A 23,546-nucleotide genomic window follows, 5' to 3' on the forward strand; every position below is an offset into this window, starting at 1 on the left:
TGAAGGCCCGGTTACAGGAGGATCTCCACGCGTTCGGCGCCCGGGGCGTCGATGCCGCGGTGCAGTAGCAGGGTGCCGCTGGCATTGAGCAGTTCGGTGCTCAGCTGGCGAAAGCGCACCACCGTCTCGGTCAGGCGCAGGCGGCTCTCCAGCAGGTCGCGCTGGGCCTGGGCCACCGCCAGGGCGGTACCGGCCCCGACCCGAAAGCGGGTCTGTTCCACGCGCAGCAGTTCTTCCTGCAGTTCCACCGTCTCCTTCTGCGCCTGGATCTGTTCGCGCACGCGGGCGGCGTCGAACCAGGTGGCGCGCACGTCCTCGATGGCCAGCTGCTCCAGGTTGGCCAGGGTCTCCTGGATCTGCTGGCGGGTCAGGCGCGCGCGGGTGTGCTCGGCCTCGGCCGCGCGATTGCCGATCGGCATCTCGAAGCGCAGGCCGGCGGCCAGGTCGTAGCCGTCGCCCTGGCGGTCGCGCCAGGTGCGGCTGAAGCTGTCGGCGTAGCCGGACTGGCCCAGGGTGACGAAGAAATCCAGGCGCGGCAGCAGGCCGTTGCGGGTGCGCACCACCTCCAGCTGGTTGCGCTGCACGCGCAGGCGGGTCTCGTTGAGGTCGGCGCGGTGGTCGCGGGCCAGCGCCACGTAGGCATCCAGGGGCTCCAGGGCGTAGCGCTCCAGCTCCGGCTCCGAACGGGCCTCCAGCCGGGTATCCCAGAGCCCGCCGTTGTCGGCCTGCAGCAGCCGGGCCAGCGCGTCCTGGGCGCGGGCACGATCGGCACGCGCGTCGATCAGCCCCTGGCGGCGCAGCGCTACCTCGGCGCGCGCGGATACGGCCTCGGTCTCCGGGCGGTCGCCGGCCCGGATGCGGCGTTCGGTCTGGTCCAGCTGGGCGCGGGCGACCGCCAGGGCCTCCTCGAAGATGGCGATCTGTGCGTCGGCCAGTACCAGGTCCCAGTAGCGGCCCTCCACGTCCGTGATCAGCTGCTCCACGAAGCCGCGCACCTCGTATTCCGAGGCCTCCACATCCAGGCTGGCCTGGCGCAGGCGCACTAGGTTGGATTCGATCCGTCCCCCGCGCAGTAATGCCTGAGTCAGGCTCAGGCCGGCGCGGGTGGTGTATTCGATCTGGTTTTGAAAAGAGCTGTTAACCCGAGAGCTGCGAACGGACAAGGTCAGGTCCGTGCCAGTCGGCAGGGACTGTTGCAATCCGGCTTGTCCCCGTCTTTCGCTAAAGAAGGAATCCTGTGTGAAGCCTTCGAATTCACGCTCTTCGCGATCACGAAAGACATCGAATTCAGCGAAAAGCGCCGGATCAAAGACCGAACGTTCCTGAGCCTCAAAGGTGCCCTCGATGGCCGTTTGTAATCGTTCGGCCCGAAGGCCTCGGTTGCCTTCCAGGGCGCGTGCTACAGCCTCTTCGAGTGACAAGCTCTCTTCGGCCACTTGGTTGCGGGCGAACGTACGTTGTTCCAGCAATTCTTCGGCCGATAGCGTGAGACGCAGGCCGTCATCGGTGGTGCTCTCTCCGTTGGCCGTCGCAGACAGCGCCAGAACGAGAAGCGAAAGGGCGGAGGTAAGGCTACGCATGGTTAACGGGCATCCGGTAGACGGGTTCATGGCCGTGCTGTTGGCTTCGACGGTGGAACAGCAGGTATAGCGTCGGGATCAGCACCAGGGTGATCAGGGTAGACGACAGCAGGCCGCCGATCACCACCCTCGCCATCGGGGCCTGGGCCTCGCCACCGTCGCCCATGCCGATCGCCAGCGGCGACAGCGCGAGGATGGTGGTCAGCGTGGTCATCAGGATCGGGCGCAGGCGCTCGCCGGCTGCGGCCACGATCGCCGCGGTCAGTTCCGTGCCGTCGTCGCGGTGGCGCCGGGCCATTCGGTCCACCAGCAGGATCGCGTTGTTCACCACGATCCCGACCAGCAGCAGGATGCCGATCAGTGACTGCACGTTGAGCGTGGTGTCAGTGATCAGCAGCGCTGCGGTGACGCCGATCAGGGCCAGCGGGATGGAGAACATCACGATCAGCGGGTCGCGCAGGGATTCGTACAGGCTGGCCATGACCATGTACACCAGCAGGGTGGCCAGCAGGGTGCCCAGCAGCAGCTCGGAGAAGGCCGCCTCCTGTTCCTCGATATCGCCGGTGACCGAGAAGTCGATCTCCTCCGGCAGGGGGATATCCGCCAGGGCGGCACGCACGTCCGCCGCGACCTCGCCCAGCGAGCGATCGCCGATATTGACGAACAGCGTGCTGATGCGCGCCTGCTCGCGGCGCTGGATGCTGTCCGGGCCCATCGCGGTTTCGAAGGAAACAAGGCTCCGCAGGGCGACGCGCTCGCCGTCCTCACTGCGCACCGTCAGGTTCAGCAGGTCGTCCAGCGAACTCTGGTCGGCGTCGCGCAGCTGGACCCAGATACGGGTCTCGTCTCCGCCGGCGCGCAGCTGTCCGGCGCTGGAGCCGCCCAGCGCGGTCTCCAGGGTCTGGGCGATGGTACGCACGTCCACGCCCAGGTCGGCGGCGCGGGCGCGGTCGATGCGGGTGGCGAACTCGGGCTGGCCGCCGTCGGAGCCGACGCGGGTATCGGTCACGCCGGGAATGTCGGCCAGCGCGGCCTCGAACCGCTCGACCACCGCGTTCATCGTGGGCAGTTCGAAGCCACGGACCTCGATGGACAGGCTCTCCTCGTCCGCGCCGCGGCCGAAGCCACGGAAGAAGATCCCGCTGGAGGCGCGTACGCGGACCTCGACCCCGGGCGGGCTGCCCAGCGCCTCGCGCAGCGCGGCGGCGATGGCATCGGAGGAGCGGCTGCGGGTATCGCGCGAGCCGACCATCACGCGCATGTTGCCGGAGGCCGGCGAGGAGGCCCGGAACGCCGAGGCGCCGGAGCTGGAGACCAGGTTCTGCAGCTCCGGGACCTCGTCGCGGATGATCGCCTCCAGCCCGGCCATGGTGGCGTACAGCTCGTTCAGCGGGGTGCCGGGTTCCATGGATACATGCACCCGGATCTCGCCCTCGTCGGTGGCGGGCAGGAACTCGGTGCCCACGCCGCGCAGACCGACGAGGGCGATCATCAGCAGTAGCAGGCTGATGCCAATGACCATCCACGGCTGGGTCAGGGTGTGCCGCAACAGGCCCTGGTAGCGATGTTCCATGCGCGCTAGGGCGCTGGTGTCGTGCTTGGGCATCGGTGCTCGGGCCATTAGCATCGGCACGAGGGTCAGGGCGACGATCAACGAGGCGGCCAGGGCAAACGCGACCACGGCCGCCAGGGGCTTGAACAGCTGGCCGGCGAGTTCCTCGGCGAAGAACAGCGGCAGGAAGATGGCGACCGTGGTCAGGGTGCTGGCGACGATCGCGGGGGCAACGCGCCCGGTGCCACTGATCGCGGCCTCGGCGGCGGTCTGTTCCGCGTGCTCTTCACGCCGGCGGGCGATGCTCTCGATCACCACGATGGCGTTGTCGACCATCAGGCCCACGCCCAGCGCGATCCCGCCCATGGTCATCAGGTTGAGGGAGTGCCCGCCGAAGTAGACCAGGCCAAAGGTGGAGATCACCGCCAGCGGGATTGCGGTGGCGGCGACCAGCGTGTAGCGGATGTTGCGCAGGAACACGAGCAGCACCAGTACCGCCAGTGCGCTGCCGTAGAGGATGGCCTGGCCGACGTTGGTAATGGAGTTGCGGATGAACCCCGCCTCGTCGGTGACCGCGCGGATGTCGATCTGAGGGAAGTCGCGGTTCAGGCGCACCAGTTCGGCATGCACCGCCTCGGAGACCTCGACCGTGTTGGCGTCGGCCAGCTTGCGCACGGCGAGCTGGACGCCTTCCTCTGCGTTGACCCGGAAGCGGCGGGTGACGCGCTGATGGGTATCGCGCACCTCCGCGACCTGGTGCAGGTAGGTCACGCCATCCTCGCTGCGCTGCACGATGGTGTCGCGGACCTCGTCCACCGAGCGGAACTCGGCCGGGGTGCGCAGGCGGTACTCCCGCCGGCCGTCCATGATCGGCCCGCCGGGGGTGATCACGTTGGCGTCGCGGATGCGGTTGCGCAGGTCGTCCAGGCCCAGGTCGATGGCCTCCAGACGCTCCGGATCCACCTCCACGCGGACCTCGCGCTCCAGCCCGCCAAAGGTATCCACGGCGGCGACGCCGGGGATGCGCTCCAGGCGCGGGGCGATGCGGTTATCGATCAGGGTGCGCAGGTGGATGGCGTCCAGCTGCGAGCCCACCCCCAGGCGCATGATGGGCGAGTCCTGGGTGTCGAACTGGCGCACCAGCGGGCGGTCGGCATCATCCGGCAGGCGGTCCTGGATGCGCGCCAGACGATCGCGCAGGTCGTCCACGGCCTGGCGGATGTCCGTGCCCCAGGCGAAGTTGATGCGGACGTTGCTGTTGCCCTCGGCCGAGGTGGAACGGATCTCCTGGGCACCCGTGATTGCGGCCGCTGCCTGTTCCACCGGGCGCGTGACCAGTTGCTCGACCTCCTCGGCCCCGGCGTTGGGGTAGGAGGTCATCACCGTGACCACGGGGTAGGTGATGTCGGGCAGCAGGTCCACCGGCAGGCGCGTCAGCGCGGTCAGCCCGAGGATGACCACGATCAGGGCCACCATGCTGGTCAGCACGGGGCGGTGGACGGTCAGGCGCGCGGGATTCACGGGGTCTGTGCCTCGCGCGCGTCATCGTGGTCGGGGATGCGGCCCGGTTCACTCAGCCGCAGCGGGGTGCCGTCCGCAAGCAGGTGCTGGCCGAGGATCACGACCTCGGTGCCCGGCGGCAGATCGGGTTCCAGCAGCTCGACCCAGCCCCCTTCACGGACACCAGTGACGGCCTGATGGCGCCGGGCCGTTGGGCGCTCGCCACTGCGGTCCACGCTGAATACGGTGGGGCCGGCCTCGCGCTGGATGATCGCGTCGCGCGGGATGGCCCGCGCGCCGTCGCGCCGTCCCAGGGTGATCGCCGCCTCGACGAACATCCCCGGGCGCAGGCGGGCGTCGTCGTTGGGTAGTTCCACCTCGATCCGCGCCTGGCGCGAGCCGGGGCGGAACTCCGGTGCGATCCGCGCGATGGTCCCCGCGAATGCGGTGTCGGGGTAGGCGCCGGTGCGCACCTCGGCGGCCTGGCCGGGAGACAGCCGACCGTAGTCGGACTCCGTCACGGCAAGGATCGCCCGGACCGGCTGGAGCCGGACCAGTGCCAGCGCCGGCTCGCTGGCGCTGATGACGGCGCCGGGATCGACATACCGTTCCGCTACCCAGCGCGTGGTGCTGGATGCATCCGCCTCGAGGCGGGCGTAGCCAAGCTGGATCTCGCGGGTGCGCAGTGCGGAGCGTCGCTGCCGGATCTGCGATTCGGCGAGGGCCACTCGGGTCTGCGCCAGGGCCAGTTCGGTCTCGGCGGCCTCCAGCTCGGAACGCGAGGCGATCCCCTGATCGCGCAGTTCACGGGTGCGCTGCAGCTCGCGCCGGGACGCGTCGCGGCTGGCGATGGCCTCCGCCAGGCTGGCCTCGGCCACTTCCAGTTCCGCCGCGGCCTGGGCGAGGTCCTGCTCGAACTCCTCGGTATCCAGCTGCAGCAGGGGATCCCCCGGTTCCACGCGGTCCCCCAGATTGACGAAGACCTCGGCGACCCGGCCGCCGACACGGGGTGTGATCTCGATGCGGTCCGCGCCCTCGATGCTTCCGATGAAGCGCCGGCGCTCGACCAGGTCACGGGTCTCGATGGCGGCAGCCGCCACGGCCACCGGTCTCGTCTCGCCACCGCCAGGGCGAGTGCCTGGCGCGGCATCGTCATCCGGGGCGAGCAGCATCCAGCCCAGCAGGCCGGCGGCCAGGAGGAAGAGAGCCGTGGTGATCAGGGTGGCGGGGCGGGGCATCACAGCTCGCTTTTATTCGGGGTAGTCAGGGGTAGTGTGGCGTGGTTCACTGAATCCTGAATGAATTCGGTTCGGAATCCGGGCCTTGTTCGGGGCATCCTGCCATGCGACCACGAATCTCGAGGAGAATTCTGTAATGACAGGCGATACGGCCCATGCGTCGCGTCCGCGACGGCGCTCTTTCGGTGGGGACATGCTCGGGCTGCTGGCCTGGATGGTACTGGTGTTTGCGGTGGCAGGGCTGGGTGGCTGGGCCACCAGTCTTTCGGTGGGCGACTGGTACCCAACCCTGGCACGGCCGCCGTTGAACCCGCCGGATGCGGTGTTCGGCCCGGTCTGGAGCGTGCTGTTCGGCCTGATGGGGCTGGCGGCGTGGCATGTGTGGCGCCGCGTCGGCCTGACCGGGGCACCGGTCGCGCTGGGTCTGTTCCTGGCGCAGCTTGCACTGAACCTGGGCTGGTCGGTGCTCTTCTTCGGCCTGCAGCGCCCGGATCTGGCACTCGCCGAGATCCTGATCCTGTGGCCGCTGATCCTCGCCACGCTGATCGCCTTCTGGCGCATCGACCGCATCGCCGGCGCGCTTCTGGTGCCCTACCTGCTGTGGGTCGGCTTTGCCGTCTACCTCAACGCCGGCATCGTCTGGCTCAATACCTGATCGGGTGCCGCTGAAACCCGGTTTCACCACGAAGCTCACGAAGGCACGAAGAAGGTCGAGATCGAGGGCGATTACACCACGGAGTGCACGGAGGACACGGAGAAGGGGTAAGACTGAAAAGCAGGAAGGTCCAATAGACACGGTCGCGGGTTCTGTCCTCTTTCGCCAGCCGAAACGCCGGAGCCGCTTCTTTCCCTCCGTGTCCTCCGTGCACTCTGTGGTTACAAGCTCTTGCCCTTCTTCGTGCCTTCGTGAGCTTCGTGGTGGCCCCGGATTTTGGTGCCCGGGTGTCATGCGTTGGTCATGTGGGCGGAGTAAACTGACGCGATTTTTCGCGGGAGGGCGAAATGGCCGTGCGGATTGGCATCAACGGGATGGGGCGGATCGGCCGCCTGGCACTGCGCGCGGCCTGGGATCGGGACGATCTCGAGATCGTGCACCTGAACGAGATCGCGGCGGACGGTACGGTCACCGGGCACCTGCTGGAGTTCGATTCGGTGCACGGGCGCTGGGATCGCGGCATCCGGGCCGAGCCGGATGCGCTGCAGATCGACGGCCGCAGCCTGCGACATACGCAGCTGGGCGAGCCGGGGCAGGTGCCCTGGGCCGAGTCCGGTGTGGATATCGTGATCGATGCCAGCGGCGCCTTTCGCACCATGGAGACCCTGCAGCCGCACTTCGATCGCGGGGCCCGGCGTGTGGTCGTCGCGGCGCCGGTGAAGGACGAGCTTGCGCTGAACGTAGTGATGGGCGTCAACGATTCGGCCTACGATCCGGCCCGGCACCGCGTCGTCACCGCTGCCTCCTGCACCACCAACTGCCTGGCGCCCCTGGTCAAGGTGCTGCATCCGGCCCTGGAGATCCGCCACGGGACGATCCTGACGGTGCATGACATGACCGCCACGCAGTCGGCCGTGGACCTGTCGCGCGACAACCTGCGCCGGGCCCGTGCCGCCGGGCTGAACCTGATCCCGACCACCACCGGGTCGGCGAAGGCGATCGGCGACATCTTTCCGGAACTGAACGGACGGCTGAACGGCCATGCGGTGCGCGTGCCGCTGATGAATGCCTCGCTGACGGATTTCACTTTCGAGGCGGCGCGCGAGACCTCCGCGGAGGAGGTCAACGCCCTGCTGCGCGAGGCCGCGAACGGCGACCTCTCCGGGATCCTGGGCTTTGAGGAACGTCCGCTGGTCTCCAGCGATTTTCGTACCGACCCGCGCTCGTCCATTGTCGATGCGCAGTCGACGATGGTGGTGGATGGCACGCAGGTGAAGGTGCTGGCCTGGTACGACAACGAATGGGGCTATGCCAACCGGCTGGTCGAACTGGTCGCGCGCGTGGCCGAGCAGGGCGCGTAAGACGAATGGGCGGCCCGGCCGAAACGCCGAACGCACCGCCTACCCTGGGGCTGGGCGCCTACGCGCGTATCACCGCGAACTACTGGGCGTTTACCGTCACCGACGGCGCGATCCGCATGCTGGTCGTGCTGTTCTTCCACCAGCTGGGCTACAGCCCGCTGGAGATCGTGTTTCTGTTCCTGTTCTACGAACTGTTCGGGGTGATTACCAACCTGACCGGCGGCTGGCTGGCCGCGCGGCTGGGGGTGAACACGACGATGATCGCCGGGACCTTGCTGCAGGTCGCCGCGCTGCTGATGCTCACGGTGCCCGAGGCCTGGCTGGGCGTGGCCTACGTGATGTTCGCGCAGGCGCTGTCGGGCATCGCCAAGGACCTGAACAAGATGAGTGCCAAGTCCGGGGTGAAGCTGGTCGCCGGCGACGGCGAGGGGCGGCTGTTTCGCTGGGTGGCGGTCCTTACCGGATCGAAGAACGCGCTGAAGGGGGTGGGCTTCTTCGTCGGCGGCGCGCTGCTGTACTCGGTCGGGTTCCAGATGGCGCTGGTGATCCTGGCCGGGATGCTGGCGGTGGTGATGCTGTTCTCCATCGTCGGCCTGCCACGCGGGCTGGGGAAGGTCGGCGGCAAGCCGAAATTCACCCAGATGTTCTCCAACTCCGCGGCGATCAACGTGCTCTCCGCCGCACGCTTCTTCCTGTTCGGCGCGCGTGATGTCTGGTTCGTGGTCGCCCTGCCGGTGTTTCTGAGCGCGACCCTGGACTGGAACCACATGCAGGTGGGGGCGTTTCTGGCGCTGTGGGTGATCGGTTACGGGATCGTACAGGCCTCGGTGCCGCGCCTGCTGGGCCGCGGCGGGCTGCATCCGACCGGGCTGACCGCGCGGCTTTGGGCCTTCATCCTGATGCTGCTGCCCATCGGCATCGTAATCGGCCTGGAGACGGGGCTGGACCCGGCCTGGGTGCTGATGGTCGGGCTGGGCGTGTTCGGCGTGATCTTTGCGATCAACTCTGCCGTGCACTCCTTCCTGATCCTCGACTACGCCGAGACCGACCGGGTCGCAATGAAGGTCGGCTTCTACTACATGGCCAACGCCGGTGGGCGTCTGGTCGGCACCGTCGCCTCCGGTGCCATCTTCATGGTCTGGGGCCTGGAGGGCGCGCTGGTCGCCTCCACCCTGTTCATCTTCGCCACCTGGATGATCTCCTCCCTGCTCCCCCGCGAGGCCGCACGCGCCTGATGCCGGCAAGGCTCGGTTGCCGTTGTCGAGAATCGTGCAGCGCTCGTTTTGTTGAGTGCACAGCCCGCAGAGAAGGGGCGTGCAGCAGGGCGGCGCCTGGATCGCCTGTGGCTCTTGGCATAAAATGCCAATAGTGATGGACGGAGGTTAAGCATGCCTACACGAAACATTGTCCTGACGCCGGAGCAAAGCGGTTTTGTGGAGCAGCTGGTTCGATCCGGGCGCTATCAGAATGCCAGCGAGGTTCTGCGTGACGGGCTCCGCCTCGTACAGGCTCGCGAGCGTGAGCAGGAGGCGCGTCTGGAAGCCTTGCGGCGGGCGACTGCGAAAGGTATCGCGGACCTGGAGGCAGGCCGCTACACCGAACTGGATACCGAGCGCGACCTCGAGGCGCATTTGCAGGAACTGACAGAACAGTCCATCGCGAAGGGATAAGCCGTGAACGAGTCATCCGGACAATGGACTGTCCGTCTCGCGGCGCATGCCGAGCAGGATCTGCGGGATATTGTTTCGTGGACGGCGGAGCACTTTGGCGAGCATCAGGCCCGCGCCTATGCCGGCACCCTGTCCGCGGCGATCCGGGCATTGCAGGACGGGCCCGCCAACCCGACTGTGCACAACCGCGAGGATATCGGTCCGGGTATCTGCACCCTCCATGTCGCACGCGGAGGGCGGAGAGGCCGACATGTGCTGGTTTTCCGGCCCGCGTCCGACAAACCGCGTTGTGTGGAGCTATTGCGTGTGCTCCATGATGCAATGGACCTGCCCAGCAGGCTCACGCCTGGAGATCGGTAAGGTCCGGGGGCTCCTGATCCTCCCCGTTATGTAGTCCCTCGATCACGGCCGCAAGGGTTCGGGAGCGGTAGCGGTCCGCGTGGCGGACCCAGCCGAGCTGGCGGGCGATGGGCGGGGCGGGCCACTCGAGGATGGCCAGCTCGTCGGTGGCCATGGTGCGGGGGAGGAAGCCGATGCCGAGGCCGGCGGCGATCATCATGCGGATGACCTCCAGGTACGGGCTCTCCTGGGCTGCGGCGGGGTGCAGGCCCTGTGCGGCCAGGGCCTGGTCGATCTGGCGGCGGGTGGTGGAGCCCACGGGCGGCAGGATCGTTGGCCACTCATGCAGCCGTTGCAGGGTCTCCTGCGGGGCATCCTGGGCGCGGCCGCGGGCGATCATCGGGACCAGGTCATCGGTCCAGACGGGCTGGGCCTCGGAGCCCTCCGGCAGGTCGTCGGGCAGGGTGGCCAGGGCCAGGTCGGCGTCGCCGTGCATCACCGCCTCGATGCCGGCCTCGGAATCCATGAACGCGAGTTCCAGTTCCAGCTCGGGGTAGCGGGTGCGCAGAGCGGCCAGCGGCGTGGGCAGCCGGTGCAGGGCGATGTGGTGCGAGGTGGCCAGGCGGATGCGGCCACGAACGACCTGGTCGAGGTCCGCCACCTGCTGCTCGATTGCGTGCAGGCGGGCCAGAATCTCGCGGGCCTCGGGCAGCAGGCGTTCGGCGACCTCGGTGGGCCGAACGCGGCGCCCCTGGCGCTCGAACAGGGGGCGTTGCAACGTCGCCTCCAGCGACTGTATGCGCTTGCTGATCGCCGGCTGGGTCAGGTGCAGCCGCTCGGCCGCGGCGGAGAAGGCGCCGGTATCGACCACCGCCACGAAGGCCTGCAGGGACTCGATGCTGAGCTGTTCCGGCCGCATTTCCGCCGCCTCCGTGGGATAATGACCGGCTGACCGATGCGGTGCCGGATCGCCAATCCATAACCGTTTGGAATGATAAAGATAATAAATCGGATTTGAAAGAATGGAAGGGCGGCCGCAGACTCCGTTAAACAGTCGTCCTGAAATGACGTCATTGCGAGGCCCCGCAGGGGCCGTGGCAAGCTCCGTCCGGAACCACCGGATCCTGATACTGGCGCTCTGCCAGCTTTCGGAGGTTGCCGCGTCGCCTTCGGCTCCTCGCAATGACGGTGCGTGTTGCGGCGCGGTGCAAGGGCGGGCCTTTGGAGCGCTGGTAGATCATCGGCGGTGGGGCGCAAGAACGATAGAACGCGGCGCGGCCGCGGGAGCAGGTGATGGCAGGCAAGACACTGTACGACAAGCTGTGGGAGGCGCATGTGGTGCGCGAGGAGCCGGATGGCTCGACGCTGCTCTACATCGACCGCCACCTGGTTCACGAGGTAACCAGCCCGCAGGCCTTCGAGGGTCTGCGTCTGGCCGGGCGCACGCCCTGGCGCGGGGATTCCGTGCTGGCGGTGCCGGACCACAACGTGCCCACTGCCAATCGTGACCGCGGGATCGAGGATCCGGTCTCGCGTACCCAGGTGGAGACGCTGGAGACCAACGTCACGAGCCTGGGGCTGAAGTTCTTCCCGATGGCCGATGTGCGCCAGGGCATCGTGCATGTGATCGGTCCCGAACAGGGCGCGACCCTGCCGGGCATGACGGTCGTCTGCGGCGACTCGCACACCTCCACCCACGGCGCGCTGGGCGCGCTGGCCTTCGGCATCGGTACCTCCGAGGTCGAGCATGTGCTGGCCACGCAGTGCCTGTGGCAGAAGAAAACCAAGGCCATGCAGATCCGCGTGGAGGGCGAGCTGCGCCCGGGCGTGACCGCCAAGGATGTGGTGCTGGCGATCATCGGCCGTATCGGCACCGCCGGCGGCACCGGCTATGCGATCGAGTTCGCCGGCTCGGCGATCCGCAGCCTGTCGGTCGAGGGCCGCATGAGCATCTGCAACATGTCCATCGAGGCCGGGGCCCGCGCGGGCATGGTCGCGGTGGACGAGAAGACCATCGAGTACGTGCGCGGCAAGCCGCAGGCGCCGAGCGGCGAGCTGTTTGAAAAGGCGGCGGAGTACTGGCGCACGCTGGTCTCCGACCCGGATGCCCAGTTCGATGCGGTGGTGGAGATGGATGCCGCCGAAATCGCCCCGCAGGTGAGCTGGGGCACCTCGCCGGAGATGGTCGCACCGATCGACGGCCGCGTGCCGGACCCGGCGGCCGAGTCCGATCCGGTGCGCGCCGAAGGCATGAAGCGTGCGCTGGAGTACATGGACCTGCAGCCGAACACGCCGATGACGGAGATTCGTCCGGACAAGGTATTCATCGGCTCCTGCACGAACTCGCGGATCGAGGACCTGCGCGCGGCTGCCGAGGTGGTCAAGGGCCGCAAGAAGGCTGACAACATCAAGCTGGCGATGGTGGTGCCGGGCTCCGGGCTGGTGAAACAGCAGGCGGAGCAGGAAGGGCTGGACCGGATCTTTCTGGATGCCGGCTTCGAGTGGCGCGAGCCGGGTTGTTCCATGTGCCTGGCGATGAACGCCGACCGGCTGGAGCCGGGCGAGCGTTGCGCCTCGACCTCGAACCGCAACTTCGAGGGCCGTCAGGGGCAGGGCGGACGTACCCATCTGGTCAGTCCGGCGCTGGCCGCCGCGGCCGCCGTGGCCGGGCACTTCGTCGAACCGTCGGCGCTGAAGGAGGCGTAAGCGATGCAGGCCTTTACCGTACACAAGGGGATTGTCGCGCCGCTGGATCGATCCAATGTCGACACCGACGCGATCATCCCGAAGCAGTACCTGAAATCGGTCAAGCGCACGGGCTTTGGCCCGAACGCCTTTGACGACTGGCGCTACCTGGACCCGGGCGAGCCCGGCATGGACAGCTCCCAGCGCCGCATGAACCCGGATTTCGTGCTCAACCAGGCGCCGTTCGACCAGGCGAGCATCCTGCTGGCGCGCAAGAACTTCGGCTGCGGCTCCTCGCGCGAACACGCGGTGTGGGCGCTGACCGACTTCGGCTTTCGCGCGGTGATCGCGCCGTCGTTCGCGGACATCTTTTTCTCCAACAGCTGCAAGAACGGCCTGCTGCCGGTGGTGCTGGCCGAGGACGAGGTGCAGACGCTGTTCGATCAGGTCCAGGCGAACCCGGGCGCGCAGGTCGCGGTGAACCTGGAAGAGATGACCGTAACGGCGCCGGACGGTACGGTGTTCCGTTTTACGCTCGACGAGGACCGGCGCCACCGCCTGCTGAACGGCCTGGACGATATCGCCCTGACACTGCAGTACGCCGATGACATCCGCGCCTATGAGGAGCGCCAGCGCCGCGAGTGGCCCTGGATGGCGGAGCACTCGCAGGGCTGAATGCTTCCCCTTGTAGGAGGCCAGCGCTCTGGCCGATTGGGCGCCAGGACAGGCCCAATCGGCCTGGGGGCTGGCCTCCTACAGGTAGAGAAGAAATTCGATTGATCTGATGGTTAGGAGAGGTTTGTGAGCCGAATTCTGGTATTGCCCGGGGACGGGATCGGGCCCGAGATCGTGGCCGAGGCGCTGAAGGTGCTGGAGCGCGTGGGCGAGATCGGGGGCCTGGATCTGGAGATCGAGCAGGGCCTGATCGGGGGCGCGGCGCACGATGCGGCAGGTCACCCGTATCCGGAGGCCACCCGCGAGGCGGCGCGCCGCGCCGACGCGATCCTGCTGGGCGCGGTCGGCGGCCCGCAATACGAATCGCTGGAGCGCGACCTGCGCCCCGAGCGTGGCCTGCTGGGTATCCGTTCGGACCTGGGCCTGTTCGCAAACCTGCGCCCGGCGATCCTGTATCCGCAGCTGGCCTCGGCCTCCACGCTGAAGCCGGAGGTCGTCAGCGGGCTGGATATCCTGATCGTGCGCGAGCTGACCGGCGGGATCTACTTCGGCCAGCCGCGCGGGATCGAGGAACGCAACGGCGAACGCTACGGCTTCAATACGGCCGCCTACAGCGAATCGGAGATCGAACGCATCGCGCGGGTTGGGTTCGAGGCGGCGATGAAGCGCGGCAAACGCCTGTGCTCGGTGGACAAGGCCAATGTGCTCGAGGTCTCGGAACTGTGGCGCGAGGTGGTCGAGCGCGTCGGGAAGGAATTCCCCGAGGTCGAGCTGTCTCACATGTATGTGGACAACGCGGCCATGCAGCTCGTGCGTGACCCGAAGCAGTTCGACGTGATGGTCACCGGCAACATGTTCGGCGACATCCTGTCCGATGCCGCGGCCATGCTGACCGGCTCCATCGGCATGCTGCCCTCGGCCTCGCTGAACAGCGAAGGGGTCGGTCTGTACGAGCCGATCCACGGGTCCGCGCCGGATATCGCCGGGCAGGGCAAGGCCAATCCGATGGCAACCGTGCTGTCCGTGGCGATGCTGCTGCGTCACAGCCTGAACCGCAATGACCTGGCCGAGCGCATCGAACAGGCCGTGGGTCGGGTGCTGGATCAGGGCCTGCGTACGCCGGACATCTTCGGCGAGGGCATGACGCTGGTGGGCACCCAGGGGATGGGAGATGCCCTGGTGGCCGCGCTGGACGACTAACCAAATATCAGTAGCTTGAAGATTAAAATTAAACCGGGAATGAACGATGAGTGACCGCAAGTTTGACGTGGCCGTGGTGGGCGCAACCGGCGCCGTCGGCGAGACCCTGCTCTCCATCCTGGCGGAGCGCGACCTGCCGCTGGGCCGGGTGCATGCGCTGGCCAGTTCGCGCTCGGTCGGCAAGACGGTCGCCTTCGGCCGCCGCGAGCTGGAGGTGGAGGATCTGGCCACCTTCGATTTCTCCACCGTGCAGATCGGGCTGTTCTCGCCGGGGGCCCCGGTGTCCGCGGAATACGCGCCCAAGGCGGCCGCGGCCGGCTGCGTGGTGATCGACAACACCTCGCAGTTTCGCTACGACCCGGAGATCCCGCTGGTGGTGCCGGAGGTCAACCCCGAGGCCGTCGCCGGATACAAGAAGCACGGGATCATCGCGAACCCGAACTGCTCCACCATCCAGATGCTGGTGGCGCTGAAGCCGCTGCACGACGCGGTCGGCGTCGAGCGGATCAACGTCGCGACCTACCAGGCCGTCTCCGGCACCGGCAAGGATGCGATCGAGGAACTGGCGCACCAGACGGCGGCACTGCTGAACGGCCGCCCGGTCGAGTGCAACGTGTATCCCAAGCAGATCGCGTTCAACGCGCTGCCGCACATCGACGTCTTCCAGGACAACGGCTACACCAAGGAAGAGATGAAGATGGTCTGGGAGACCCGCAAGATCATGGGTGACGAGTCCATCCTGGTGAACCCGACCGCCGTGCGCATCCCGGTGTTCTACGGGCATTCCGAGGCCCTGCACATCGAGACCCGCGAGAAGATCAGTGCCGAGAAGGCGCGCGAGATCCTGTCCGCTGCACCCGGGGTGACGGTGCTGGACAAGCACGAGGACGGCGGCTATCCGACCGCCGTGACCGAGGGTTCCGGCAAGGACGCGGTGTTCGTCGGCCGCATCCGCGAGGACATCTCGCATCCCCGCGGGCTGGACCTCTGGGTGGTCTCCGACAACGTGCGCAAGGGAGCCGCGCTGAACACAATCCAGATCGCGGAGGTTTTGATCCGCGATTACCTGTGATTTAATCCGGGAAAACGCCGGGCTTTGTGTTCGGCATATCCGTGGCCAGGGGTGTATGGGCCACGCGGCACATTCAGGGGGAATTCGTGCGCAAGTTAATGGTCGGGCTTTTGTTCTTGCTGCTGGTGGCCCCGGTGTCCTCGAACTCCGTGGGCTTCGGTGAAGTAGACCTTCAATCCTTCCTGAATCAGCCCTTGCGGGCCGAGATTCCCCTGCGCGGCGTATCCGCCGTCGCGGACTCCCTGCGAGTCCGCCAGGCCTCAGAGGACGCTTACCGCCGTGCCGGTCTCAACCGCGGCGGAGTGCCAGGGGACCTCGAGATCTCGGTGGAGGATGATCGCGTGATCCTGACCACGCGGCGTCCGGTGCGTGAGCCCTACGTGGGCATCCTGCTGGAGGCCCGCTGGGATGGTGGCCGTGCCTTGCGTGAAGTCTCGCTGCTGCTGGACCCGCCCGGCACCATGCCTTCCGGTGTGGGTGCCCCGGCGGTGAGCGCGGCGGAAGCGGACGACGTGCGGCGGGCACCGCGCGAAGGCGACACGATTCGGGTGCGCAGCGGGGACACGCTGTACGCCGTCGTGCGTCGCAGCGGGATCTCGGGTTACAGCGACGAGCAGGCCATGCTGGCCTTCCTGGAAGCGAACCCCCGCGCCTTTATCGGCAACAACATCAATACGCTGCGCGCCGATGCCGAGCTGCGCACGCCCTCGCGCGCCCAGCTCGAGGCGCGCAGTGCGGCCGAGGCCCGTGCCGAAGTGGCGGAACAGACACGCTCCTGGCAGGAATCGGTCCGCACCGCGCGGGAAGAGCCGGAGCCCGCACCGGAGGACGCCGATGCGGTCGCCGCGGACGACGCCGCTGCAGCGGAAGACGAGGCGGCCGAGGCGGTAGCCGAAGCCGAAGCGGCCGCGCGTGAGGAAGACGAAGACGAAGCCGTGGCCGCCGAGGATGAAGCAGCGGCGGCCGAGGCCGAAGTGGCCGCGGAAGAGGAAGCCGCGGTGGCCGAAGATCGCCTCGAGATCGTCGCGGACCTGCTGCCCGAAGACGTGGCGGCGGGCGCGGACGCGGCCGGTTCCGAAGATCTGTTGCAGGAGGCCCTGCTGTCCCAGCGCGCGGAAATGGAGGGGATGCGCGAGCAACTCTCCGAACTGCGCGAAGAACTGGGCGAGCGCGGCCGCCTGGCCGATATCTCCAGCGAGAACATGGCCGAACTGGAGGCGCAGCTGAGCCAGCTGCGGTCCGAACGCGAGCAGCTGCGAGCCCGGCTGGATCGCGCGGACGCCGAGCGCAACGCTCCGCTGCACGAACGGATCATGAACGACCCGCTGTTGCTGATGATGGCGATTGCGCTTGTGATCCTGCTGCTGCTGGTGCTGCTGGCCTTTGCCCGCGGTGGGCGCCGCGAGATGCTGGTTGATGAACAGGCTGCCGGGCTGAAGCCCCGCGCGGACAACAGCAAGGTTCAGGCCAGCGAGTCCGAAACCGCGGGCTACGAGGCGCGGGATGTGACCGCTGACGACCGATCCCAGGCCCCCTCCGTTGCCGCGGGCGCCGCAGCGGGTGTCGTGGCAGGTGCTGCCGCGGCCGGCACGCGAGAGGAAGAGGACGGTGAGTCGCAGCCGGAGGACGCGGTCGCACGCACCGATGAGCACGATGAAGACCTCGGCGAGGTTGTCGTGGCCAGCACCGGCCCGCAGGAAGGCGAAGGGTCGGACGACGTTCTGGCCGAGGTCGATGTGTGCCTGGCGTATGGCATGAACGATCAGGCGGTGGAAACGCTGAATGCCGCGATCGAAGGCAACCCCGAGAACAAGCAGTACCGCCTGAAGCTGGTCGAGGCGCATCTGGCGCTGGAAGACGAAGCCAGCGCACGTCAGGCGGCCAGCGGGCTGCGTGATCTGCTGGATGAGGGCGACAGCGACATCCGCGATCAGCTGTCCGAGCTGGAATCGCGTATGGGGGCGTCCGGGGGTGACGGGGCTGCGGAAGCCGATGAGATGCCCGCATCCGATCTGGATCTGCCGTCTGCAGCAGACGCGAGTGCGGATGCCGACGGCGACAGCAACGAGATCGATTTCTCCGGGCTGGAGTTGCCGGAGACCGACAGCGAGATCGGACCGGAGACGGCTGCTGCCAGCACGGATGAGGACGAGCAGGGCCTGTCGTTTGATATCGACGAGAACCTCGAATCGGATCTGGCGAAGGCGGCCGATGACGACGCCGGTGATGCGATCACCGACGACCTGAACAACCTGTCGTTCGATCTGGACGAGAGCGAGCTGCCGGACGAGGACGCGGAGGCCAGTGGTGGCGACGCCGGTTCCGAGGACGCGGGACTGGATCTGGACGAGACCCTGCTCGGGTCCGAGACGGCTGCCGCGGGTGGAGAGGATGCCGAGACGGACGAGAACGTCACGCGTCTGAGTCTGGCCCAGGCCTACGCCGACATGGGTGATCAGGAAGGTGCCCAGGAGCTGATCGACGAGGTGCTGGCGTCCGGTACTGATGAGCAGAAGCGCGAGGCCGAAGCGATCCGGGAGCAGATCAAGGGTTCGTGACCTTCCGCCTCGGCGCGGGCCGGGCGGAAGATGCCGCCCGGCGGTCTTTCAGCTGGAGCAGTGCAGGGCCCCGCCGGGGGTATGTCCCGGTCGGGGCCTTTTCATGTGGATGGCTTGAGCAGGGTGGCAGGCGGGTGATCGATACTCCGGGAGGGCAGTTGCAAACGGCCCCGGCCCCGCGGGAGGTCGCGCAGGCGGTGTGGGCCCTGCTGGGGGTGCTGGCGGCGTCGCTGGCGCTGGTATCGGCCCAGGTACTGGTGGTGGGGGTCACGGCGACGCTGGCGCTGTTGCTGGCTTTTGGCAGTGCCTTCTCCTGGCGCCGGGCAGGGCGCCTGCTGCTGCGGATGAAGTGGTTCTATCTGTCGCTGCTGGTGTTTTACGGCCTGTGGCCGACCGGTGCCGCTGGCATGGTGTCCGGTATGGGGGAGGCGATTGTCCGCATTCTGGCGCTGATGGTGGTGGTACTGCTGGTGGTCTGGCTCACCGAATATGCGGCAAGACCGGTTTTGGTGCGCGCCCTGGGAGCGATTCTGGGGGCGGCCTGGCGAGGGCCCGGAAACAGGGGCGAGCGTTTCGCGCGCCGGCTGTTTCTCGCCCTGGCCTATTTCGAGTCGGAGCAGGAGGCGCTGCAGCGCAAGCGGCACGCACTTTCCGGATCACGCAAGGCGCGTCTTGCCGCCGTGCGCGAGTGGCTGGTCGTTCGCCTGGATCAGGCCCTTGCGGGCGCATGGGAGGAGCCACCTCTGGCATCCGGGGGGCACGGCTCGGCGGCACCGCGTGCGGGTTCCCGGTGGCCGGTGGTGGTGCTGTGGCTGGGCGTGGCGGTGGCCTGGCTGTTGTGGTGGTGGCTGTGAGGGTCGGGATTTGATGGGCGGCGAAACAGAACAGCAGGATGCGGCCCTGCGCCGGGTCCCCGGGGGCGGCCTGCAGCGGTGGGCCCTGGGGGTCGAGTACGACGGGCGGGGCCTGCTCGGATGGCAGCGTCAGAAGGACGGGCCCAGCGTGCAGGAGCACCTGGAGGCGGCGCTGGGCTATGTGGCCAACCATCCGGTTGAGCTGGGCTGCGCAGGCCGTACCGATGCCGGGGTGCATGCGACGGCCCAGGTGGTGCACTTCGATTCGCCGTCCCGCCGCGAGGCAGGTGCATGGGTGCTGGGGAGCAACAGCCGATTGCCGGACGGTATCGCAGTGACCTGGGCGCGGGCGGTGCCCACCCGCTTTCATGCCCGTTTCGGTGCATTCGGGCGCCGCTACCGGTATGTGATCCTGAACCGGGCCGTACGCCCGGCGCTGGATGCGGGGCGGGTGTCCTGGTGGCGCCGCCCCCTGGATGCCGAGCGCATGCATTATGCCGGTCAGGCCTTTGTGGGCGAGCACGACTTCACCAGCCTGCGGGCGGCCGCCTGCCAGGCCAAGTCGCCGATGCGGCGGGTGCATTCGCTGTCCGTGCGGCGACACGGCTCGCTGGTGGTTCTGGATATTCACGCGAACGCGTTTCTGCATCACATGGTGCGCAACATTGCCGGGGTACTGCTGGCCGTGGGTGACGGGCGGATGGACACGGACTGGCCGCAGCAGGTGCTGGCGGCGCGCGATCGCCGCGCCTCCGGGATTACGGCACCGGCTGGTGGGCTGTATTTCGTGCACGTCGATTACCCGGCCGAGTTCGAGCTGCCGGTGACGGCGGGGCCGGTGTACGACGGTGTTCCGGGCAATGGAGCGGGCTGATTGCGGGAAAGGCGGGCGTGCTGTCAGCTTCTGGTAGGCTTGCCGCCACTAGACGAGGTCAGGGTGCATGCGGTATCGGGTGAAGATTTGCGGTGTGACGACCCCGGAACAGGCCTGTGCCGCGGCCGCAGCCGGGGCCGATGCGATCGGGTTGGTGTTCCATGCGCCGAGTCGGCGTTGTGTGGACCCGGAACAAGCGGCCTCGATCGCGGCGGCACTGCCGCCCTTCGTTACCACGGTGGGGCTGTTTGTGGATCCCGACGCGTCGCGGGTGGAGTCGGTGCTGGGTCGGGTTGCACTTGACTGCCTGCAGTTCCACGGCGAGGAGTCGGCGGCGTTCTGTGCGGGTTTCGGGAGGCCGTACCTGAAGGCGATTGCGATGGGCGCCGGGGCCGATCCGCGTCGCGAGATGGACCGCTATCCGGGGGCGCAGGGCTTCTTGCTGGACAGTCACGGCGGGGCGCAGTCCGGAGGCTCCGGGCATCGCTTTGACTGGCAGCGGGTGCCCGCGGACCTGGGCCGGCCGTGGTTGCTGGCGGGTGGGCTGGATGCGGCCTCTGTGCGCGGGGCGCTGGAACACCTGCGGCCTTATGGAGTCGATGTGAGTTCCGGGGTGGAGTCCGCACCCGGGATCAAGGATGCACGGCGTATGCGGGCCTTTGTGCAGGCCGTGCGCCAATGCGAGGTGGAGACTGATGAGCAAGATTGACTGGGCCGCATTTCCGGATGCCCGCGGGCACTTCGGGCCGTATGGCGGGCGCTTTGTATCCGAGACGCTGATGGGCGCGCTGGATGAGCTCCAGGCCGTGTACGAGCAGTACATGGGGGATCCGGATTTCATGGCGGAACTGGATCATGACCTGAAACAGTTCGTCGGCCGGCCGAATCCGCTGTATCACGCGGAGCGCCTGTCGCGGGAGCTGGGTGGCGCGCAGATCTACCTGAAACGCGAGGATCTGAACCATACCGGCGCCCACAAGGTGAACAACACCATCGGTCAGGCCCTGCTGGCGAAGCGCCTGGGCAAGACCCGGATCATTGCCGAGACCGGCGCCGGCCAGCACGGGGTCGCGACCGCGACGGTGGCGGCACGTCTGGGCCTGGAATGCGTGATCTACATGGGCGAGGAAGACACGCGGCGGCAGACGCCGAATGTCTATCGCATGCGCCTGCTGGGTGCCGAGGTGGTGGCGGTGAAGTCCGGCACCCGTACCCTGAAGGATGCCCTGAACGAGGCGATGCGCGACTGGGTGACCAACGTCGACGACACCTTCTACATCATCGGTACCGTAGCCGGCCCGCACCCGTATCCGGCGATGGTCCGTGATTTCCAGGCGGTGATTGGCCGCGAGGCGCGGGAGCAGCACCTGGAGATGACCGGACGTCTGCCCGATGCGCTGGTCGCCTGTGTGGGCGGCGGTTCCAATGCGATCGGCCTGTTCCACCCGTTCCTGGCGGACGAATCGGTAGAGATGATCGGGGTCGAGGCAGGGGGCGAGGGCGTCGAGACCGGTCGGCATTCGGCGCCGCTGTGTGCGGGGCAGCCGGGCGTGCTGCATGGAAATCGCACCTATCTGATGGAAGACGAGAACGGACAGATCATCGGCACCCACTCGGTGTCTGCCGGGCTGGATTACCCGGGGGTGGGCCCGGAGCATGCCTGGCTCAAGGACATCGGCCGGGTCCGTTATGTGTCGGTCACCGATGATCAGGCACTGGCCGGCTTCCACCGCCTGACGCGGACCGAGGGCATCATCCCGGCGCTGGAGACCAGCCACGCGGTGGCGCACGTGCTGGAGCTGGCGCCGCAGATGCGCCCGGATCAGAGCATCGTCATGAATCTGTCCGGCCGTGGTGACAAGGACCTGAATACCGTGGCCGAACGCGAGGGGATCACGCTATGAGCCGTATCGAACAGCGCTTTGCCGAACTGCGCGAGCAGAACCGGGCGGCCTTGATCCCGTATGTAACGGCCGGCGACCCGGAGCCTGGTGCCACCGTTCCGCTGATGCATGCGCTGGTCGCGGCCGGTGCGGACCTGATCGAACTGGGCGTGCCGTTCTCCGACCCGATGGCGGACGGCCCTGTCATTCAGAAGGCCTGTGAGCGCGCGCTGCGCTTCGGTACCGGGCTGCGTGACGTGCTGGGCATGGTGGCGGAATTTCGCAAGACCGACAGCCGCACGCCGGTGGTGCTGATGGGCTATCTGAACCCGGTGGAGCGGATGGGCTACGAGGCCTTCGCCTCCAGCGCCCGGGCAGCCGGGCTGGACGGCCTGCTGACGGTCGACCTGCCGCCGGAGGAAAGCGAGGATGTGGTCGGGCTGCTGGAGTCGGCCGGGATCGATCCGATCTTTCTGGTCGCGCCGACCACCTCGGAGAAGCGCATCGATCACGTGGCGCGCGCCGCGCGCGGGTTCGTGTACTACGTCTCGCTGAAGGGCGTGACCGGCTCGCAGTCCCTGGATACCTCGGCCCTGGCCGAACGTCTGGAAGGGCTGCGGCGGCATACCGGGCTGCCGCTGGGCGTCGGTTTCGGGGTTCGCGACGCGCGCACGGCCGCGCAGGTGGCCGCGGTCGCGGATGCCGTGGTGGTGGGCAGCGCGATCGTCCGGCTGGCCGAGGATCACGACGGCGATGCCGACGGTTTTGCGCGGGCCGCGGCCGCGGTGGTGCGCGAAATGCGTGACGCCATGGACGCCGCGCGTTCCACCGGTGTGGCGGCCTCGGTGTAGAATGCGCGGCGCCGATTCGGATTACAGGGAGACGGCATGAGCTGGTTCGAGAAGTTGATGCCTTCGCGCATTCGCACCGACAACGCGACCAAGCGGGGCGTGCCCGAGGGGTTGTGGGTGCGCTGCGAGGGCTGTGACGCGACGCTGTACCGGCCGGAGGTGGAGCGCAATCTCGATGTCTGCCCGAAGTGCAGCCACCACCGGCGCATGAGCGCGCGCCGGCGCCTGGAGACCTTCCTGGATTCGGAGGGCCGCGAGGAGATCGCGGCCGATATCGAATCGTCGGATGTCCTGAAGTTTCGCGACTCCAAGAAGTACAAGGACCGCCTGATTGCTGCGCAGAAGGCGACGGGTGAGCGGGATGCCCTGGTAGTCATGCAGGGGCAGCTGCTGGGCCGCCCACTGGTGGCGTCGGCGTTCGACTTCCGCTTCATGGGGGGGTCCATGGGGTCTGCGGTGGGCGAGCGCTTCGTGCGTGGGGCCAATCGTTCGCTGGAAAAGGGCATCCCGCTGGTCTGTTTCAGCGCCTCGGGCGGGGCGCGCATGCAGGAAGCACTGTTCTCGCTGCTGCAGATGGCCAAGACCAGCGCGGTCCTGGCACGTCTGCAGGAAGAACGCATCCCGTTCATCTCGGTGATGACGGACCCGACCATGGGTGGCGTCTCGGCCAGCCTGGCCATGCTGGGCGATCTCAACGTGGCCGAGCCCAACGCGCTGATTGGCTTTGCCGGGCCGCGCGTGATCCAGCAGACGGTGCGCGAGACCCTGCCGGAGGGCTTCCAGCGCTCCGAATTCCTGCTCGAGCACGGCGCGATCGACATGATCGTGGATCGCCGCGACATGCGCAGCCGCCTCGCCTCGGTACTGGGCATGCTCACGCATGGGCCCGCCCCGGGCAACGTGGAGGACGCAACTGGGGCGGCTGCGGACGAAGTGGATGTCATCGCCGCCGACAGCAGTGACGAGGCCGCGGACGCGCCGCCGCCGCGCAGCTAGGCG

20 protein-coding genes are annotated in these 23,546 nt (G+C 67.7%); 16 read left to right on the forward strand and 4 right to left on the reverse strand.

The annotated features are described in order from the left end of the window. Positions 1–11: 11 nt before the first annotated feature. The 3 genes from D000_RS0110895 to D000_RS0110905 are packed head-to-tail and all read right to left on the reverse strand — an operon-like array spanning position 12 to position 5,870. Positions 12–1,580, reverse strand: a complete 1,569-nt coding sequence (locus tag D000_RS0110895; protein WP_018873554.1) for a TolC family protein — start codon at positions 1,578–1,580, stop codon at positions 12–14. Beyond that, positions 1,573–4,653: an efflux RND transporter permease subunit gene (locus D000_RS0110900; protein WP_018873555.1), complete on the reverse strand. Its 3,081-nt coding sequence runs from the start codon at positions 4,651–4,653 to the stop codon at positions 1,573–1,575. Before D000_RS0110900 ends, D000_RS0110895 begins: the two co-directional genes overlap by 8 nt. After that, positions 4,650–5,870, reverse strand: a complete 1,221-nt coding sequence (locus tag D000_RS0110905) for an efflux RND transporter periplasmic adaptor subunit (RefSeq protein ID WP_018873556.1) — start codon at positions 5,868–5,870, stop codon at positions 4,650–4,652. The genes D000_RS0110900 and D000_RS0110905 overlap by 4 nt, the downstream gene beginning before the upstream one ends. Positions 5,871–6,006: 136 nt before the next feature. Here D000_RS0110905 and D000_RS0110910 point away from each other — a divergent pair, with 136 nt between their 5' ends. From D000_RS0110910 to D000_RS13980, 5 genes are all read left to right on the forward strand, one after another. Then, positions 6,007–6,525 carry a TspO/MBR family protein gene (locus tag D000_RS0110910; protein ID WP_026279933.1) on the forward strand — a complete coding sequence of 173 codons (519 nt, stop codon included), beginning with the start codon at positions 6,007–6,009 and terminating at the stop codon, positions 6,523–6,525. Between the two features lie 347 nt (positions 6,526–6,872). Then, positions 6,873–7,886 carry an ArsJ-associated glyceraldehyde-3-phosphate dehydrogenase gene (locus tag D000_RS0110915; protein ID WP_018873558.1) on the forward strand — a complete coding sequence of 338 codons (1,014 nt, stop codon included), beginning with the start codon at positions 6,873–6,875 and terminating at the stop codon, positions 7,884–7,886. A 5-nt stretch (positions 7,887–7,891) separates the two neighbouring features. Continuing rightward, entirely contained in the window at positions 7,892–9,121 is a 1,230-nt protein-coding gene (gene arsJ / locus D000_RS0110920; RefSeq protein ID WP_018873559.1) for an organoarsenical effux MFS transporter ArsJ, read from the forward strand. 153 nt (positions 9,122–9,274) lie between these two features. Beyond that, complete coding sequence (locus D000_RS0110925) at positions 9,275–9,556, forward strand: type II toxin-antitoxin system ParD family antitoxin (RefSeq protein WP_018873560.1); 282 nt, start codon at positions 9,275–9,277, stop codon at positions 9,554–9,556. Between the two features lie 3 nt (positions 9,557–9,559). Beyond that, positions 9,560–9,916: a type II toxin-antitoxin system RelE/ParE family toxin gene (locus tag D000_RS13980; protein WP_081616672.1), complete on the forward strand. Its 357-nt coding sequence runs from the start codon at positions 9,560–9,562 to the stop codon at positions 9,914–9,916. Here D000_RS13980 and D000_RS0110935 read toward each other — a convergent pair. Continuing rightward, complete coding sequence (locus tag D000_RS0110935) at positions 9,897–10,814, reverse strand: LysR family transcriptional regulator (protein WP_018873562.1); 918 nt, start codon at positions 10,812–10,814, stop codon at positions 9,897–9,899. The two genes, D000_RS13980 and D000_RS0110935, sit on opposite strands and share 20 nt — an antisense overlap. Positions 10,815–11,188: 374 nt before the next feature. On the opposite strand from D000_RS0110935, the gene leuC reads away from it, so the two are divergent. The 11 genes from leuC to accD all read left to right on the forward strand — a co-directional run bounded on the left by leuC (position 11,189) and on the right by accD (position 23,543). Beyond that, a complete protein-coding gene (gene leuC, locus D000_RS0110940; RefSeq protein ID WP_018873563.1) occupies positions 11,189–12,601 on the forward strand; it encodes a 3-isopropylmalate dehydratase large subunit in 1,413 nt (470 codons plus the stop codon). A 3-nt stretch (positions 12,602–12,604) separates the two neighbouring features. Next, positions 12,605–13,255, forward strand: coding sequence for a 3-isopropylmalate dehydratase small subunit (leuD, locus tag D000_RS0110945; protein ID WP_018873564.1), 651 nt, complete (start codon positions 12,605–12,607; stop codon positions 13,253–13,255). A gap of 126 nt (positions 13,256–13,381) precedes the next feature. After that, the gene (leuB, locus tag D000_RS0110950; RefSeq protein ID WP_196800606.1) at positions 13,382–14,455 is read left to right on the forward strand and encodes a 3-isopropylmalate dehydrogenase; all 1,074 of its coding nucleotides are present in this window, start codon (positions 13,382–13,384) and stop codon (positions 14,453–14,455) included. Positions 14,456–14,501: 46 nt separating this feature from the next. Then, a complete protein-coding gene (locus D000_RS0110955) occupies positions 14,502–15,527 on the forward strand; it encodes an aspartate-semialdehyde dehydrogenase (RefSeq protein WP_018873566.1) in 1,026 nt (341 codons plus the stop codon). Between the two features lie 86 nt (positions 15,528–15,613). Further along, positions 15,614–18,085, forward strand: a complete 2,472-nt coding sequence (locus D000_RS0110960) for a FimV/HubP family polar landmark protein (RefSeq protein ID WP_026279934.1) — start codon at positions 15,614–15,616, stop codon at positions 18,083–18,085. A gap of 158 nt (positions 18,086–18,243) precedes the next feature. Further along, positions 18,244–18,939 (forward strand): hypothetical protein, encoded by a 696-nt coding sequence (locus D000_RS0110965; RefSeq protein ID WP_018873568.1) that lies wholly within the window; start codon positions 18,244–18,246, stop codon positions 18,937–18,939. Positions 18,940–18,952: 13 nt separating this feature from the next. Then, positions 18,953–19,813 carry a tRNA pseudouridine(38-40) synthase TruA gene (gene truA / locus D000_RS0110970; RefSeq protein ID WP_018873569.1) on the forward strand — a complete coding sequence of 287 codons (861 nt, stop codon included), beginning with the start codon at positions 18,953–18,955 and terminating at the stop codon, positions 19,811–19,813. A gap of 67 nt (positions 19,814–19,880) precedes the next feature. Then, positions 19,881–20,522: a phosphoribosylanthranilate isomerase gene (locus tag D000_RS0110975; RefSeq protein ID WP_018873570.1), complete on the forward strand. Its 642-nt coding sequence runs from the start codon at positions 19,881–19,883 to the stop codon at positions 20,520–20,522. Beyond that, complete coding sequence (gene trpB / locus D000_RS0110980) at positions 20,509–21,717, forward strand: tryptophan synthase subunit beta (protein ID WP_018873571.1); 1,209 nt, start codon at positions 20,509–20,511, stop codon at positions 21,715–21,717. The genes D000_RS0110975 and trpB overlap by 14 nt, the downstream gene beginning before the upstream one ends. Continuing rightward, a complete protein-coding gene (trpA, locus tag D000_RS0110985; protein WP_018873572.1) occupies positions 21,714–22,547 on the forward strand; it encodes a tryptophan synthase subunit alpha in 834 nt (277 codons plus the stop codon). The genes trpB and trpA overlap by 4 nt, the downstream gene beginning before the upstream one ends. Positions 22,548–22,583: 36 nt before the next feature. Continuing rightward, positions 22,584–23,543 (forward strand): acetyl-CoA carboxylase, carboxyltransferase subunit beta, encoded by a 960-nt coding sequence (accD, locus tag D000_RS0110990; protein ID WP_018873573.1) that lies wholly within the window; start codon positions 22,584–22,586, stop codon positions 23,541–23,543. The last annotated feature ends 3 nt before the right edge of the window (positions 23,544–23,546 follow it).

Origin of the sequence: Thioalkalivibrio sp. ALJ16 (assembly GCF_000377345.1) — a bacterium.
In the GTDB taxonomy this organism is placed as follows: domain Bacteria; phylum Pseudomonadota; class Gammaproteobacteria; order Ectothiorhodospirales; family Ectothiorhodospiraceae; genus Thioalkalivibrio.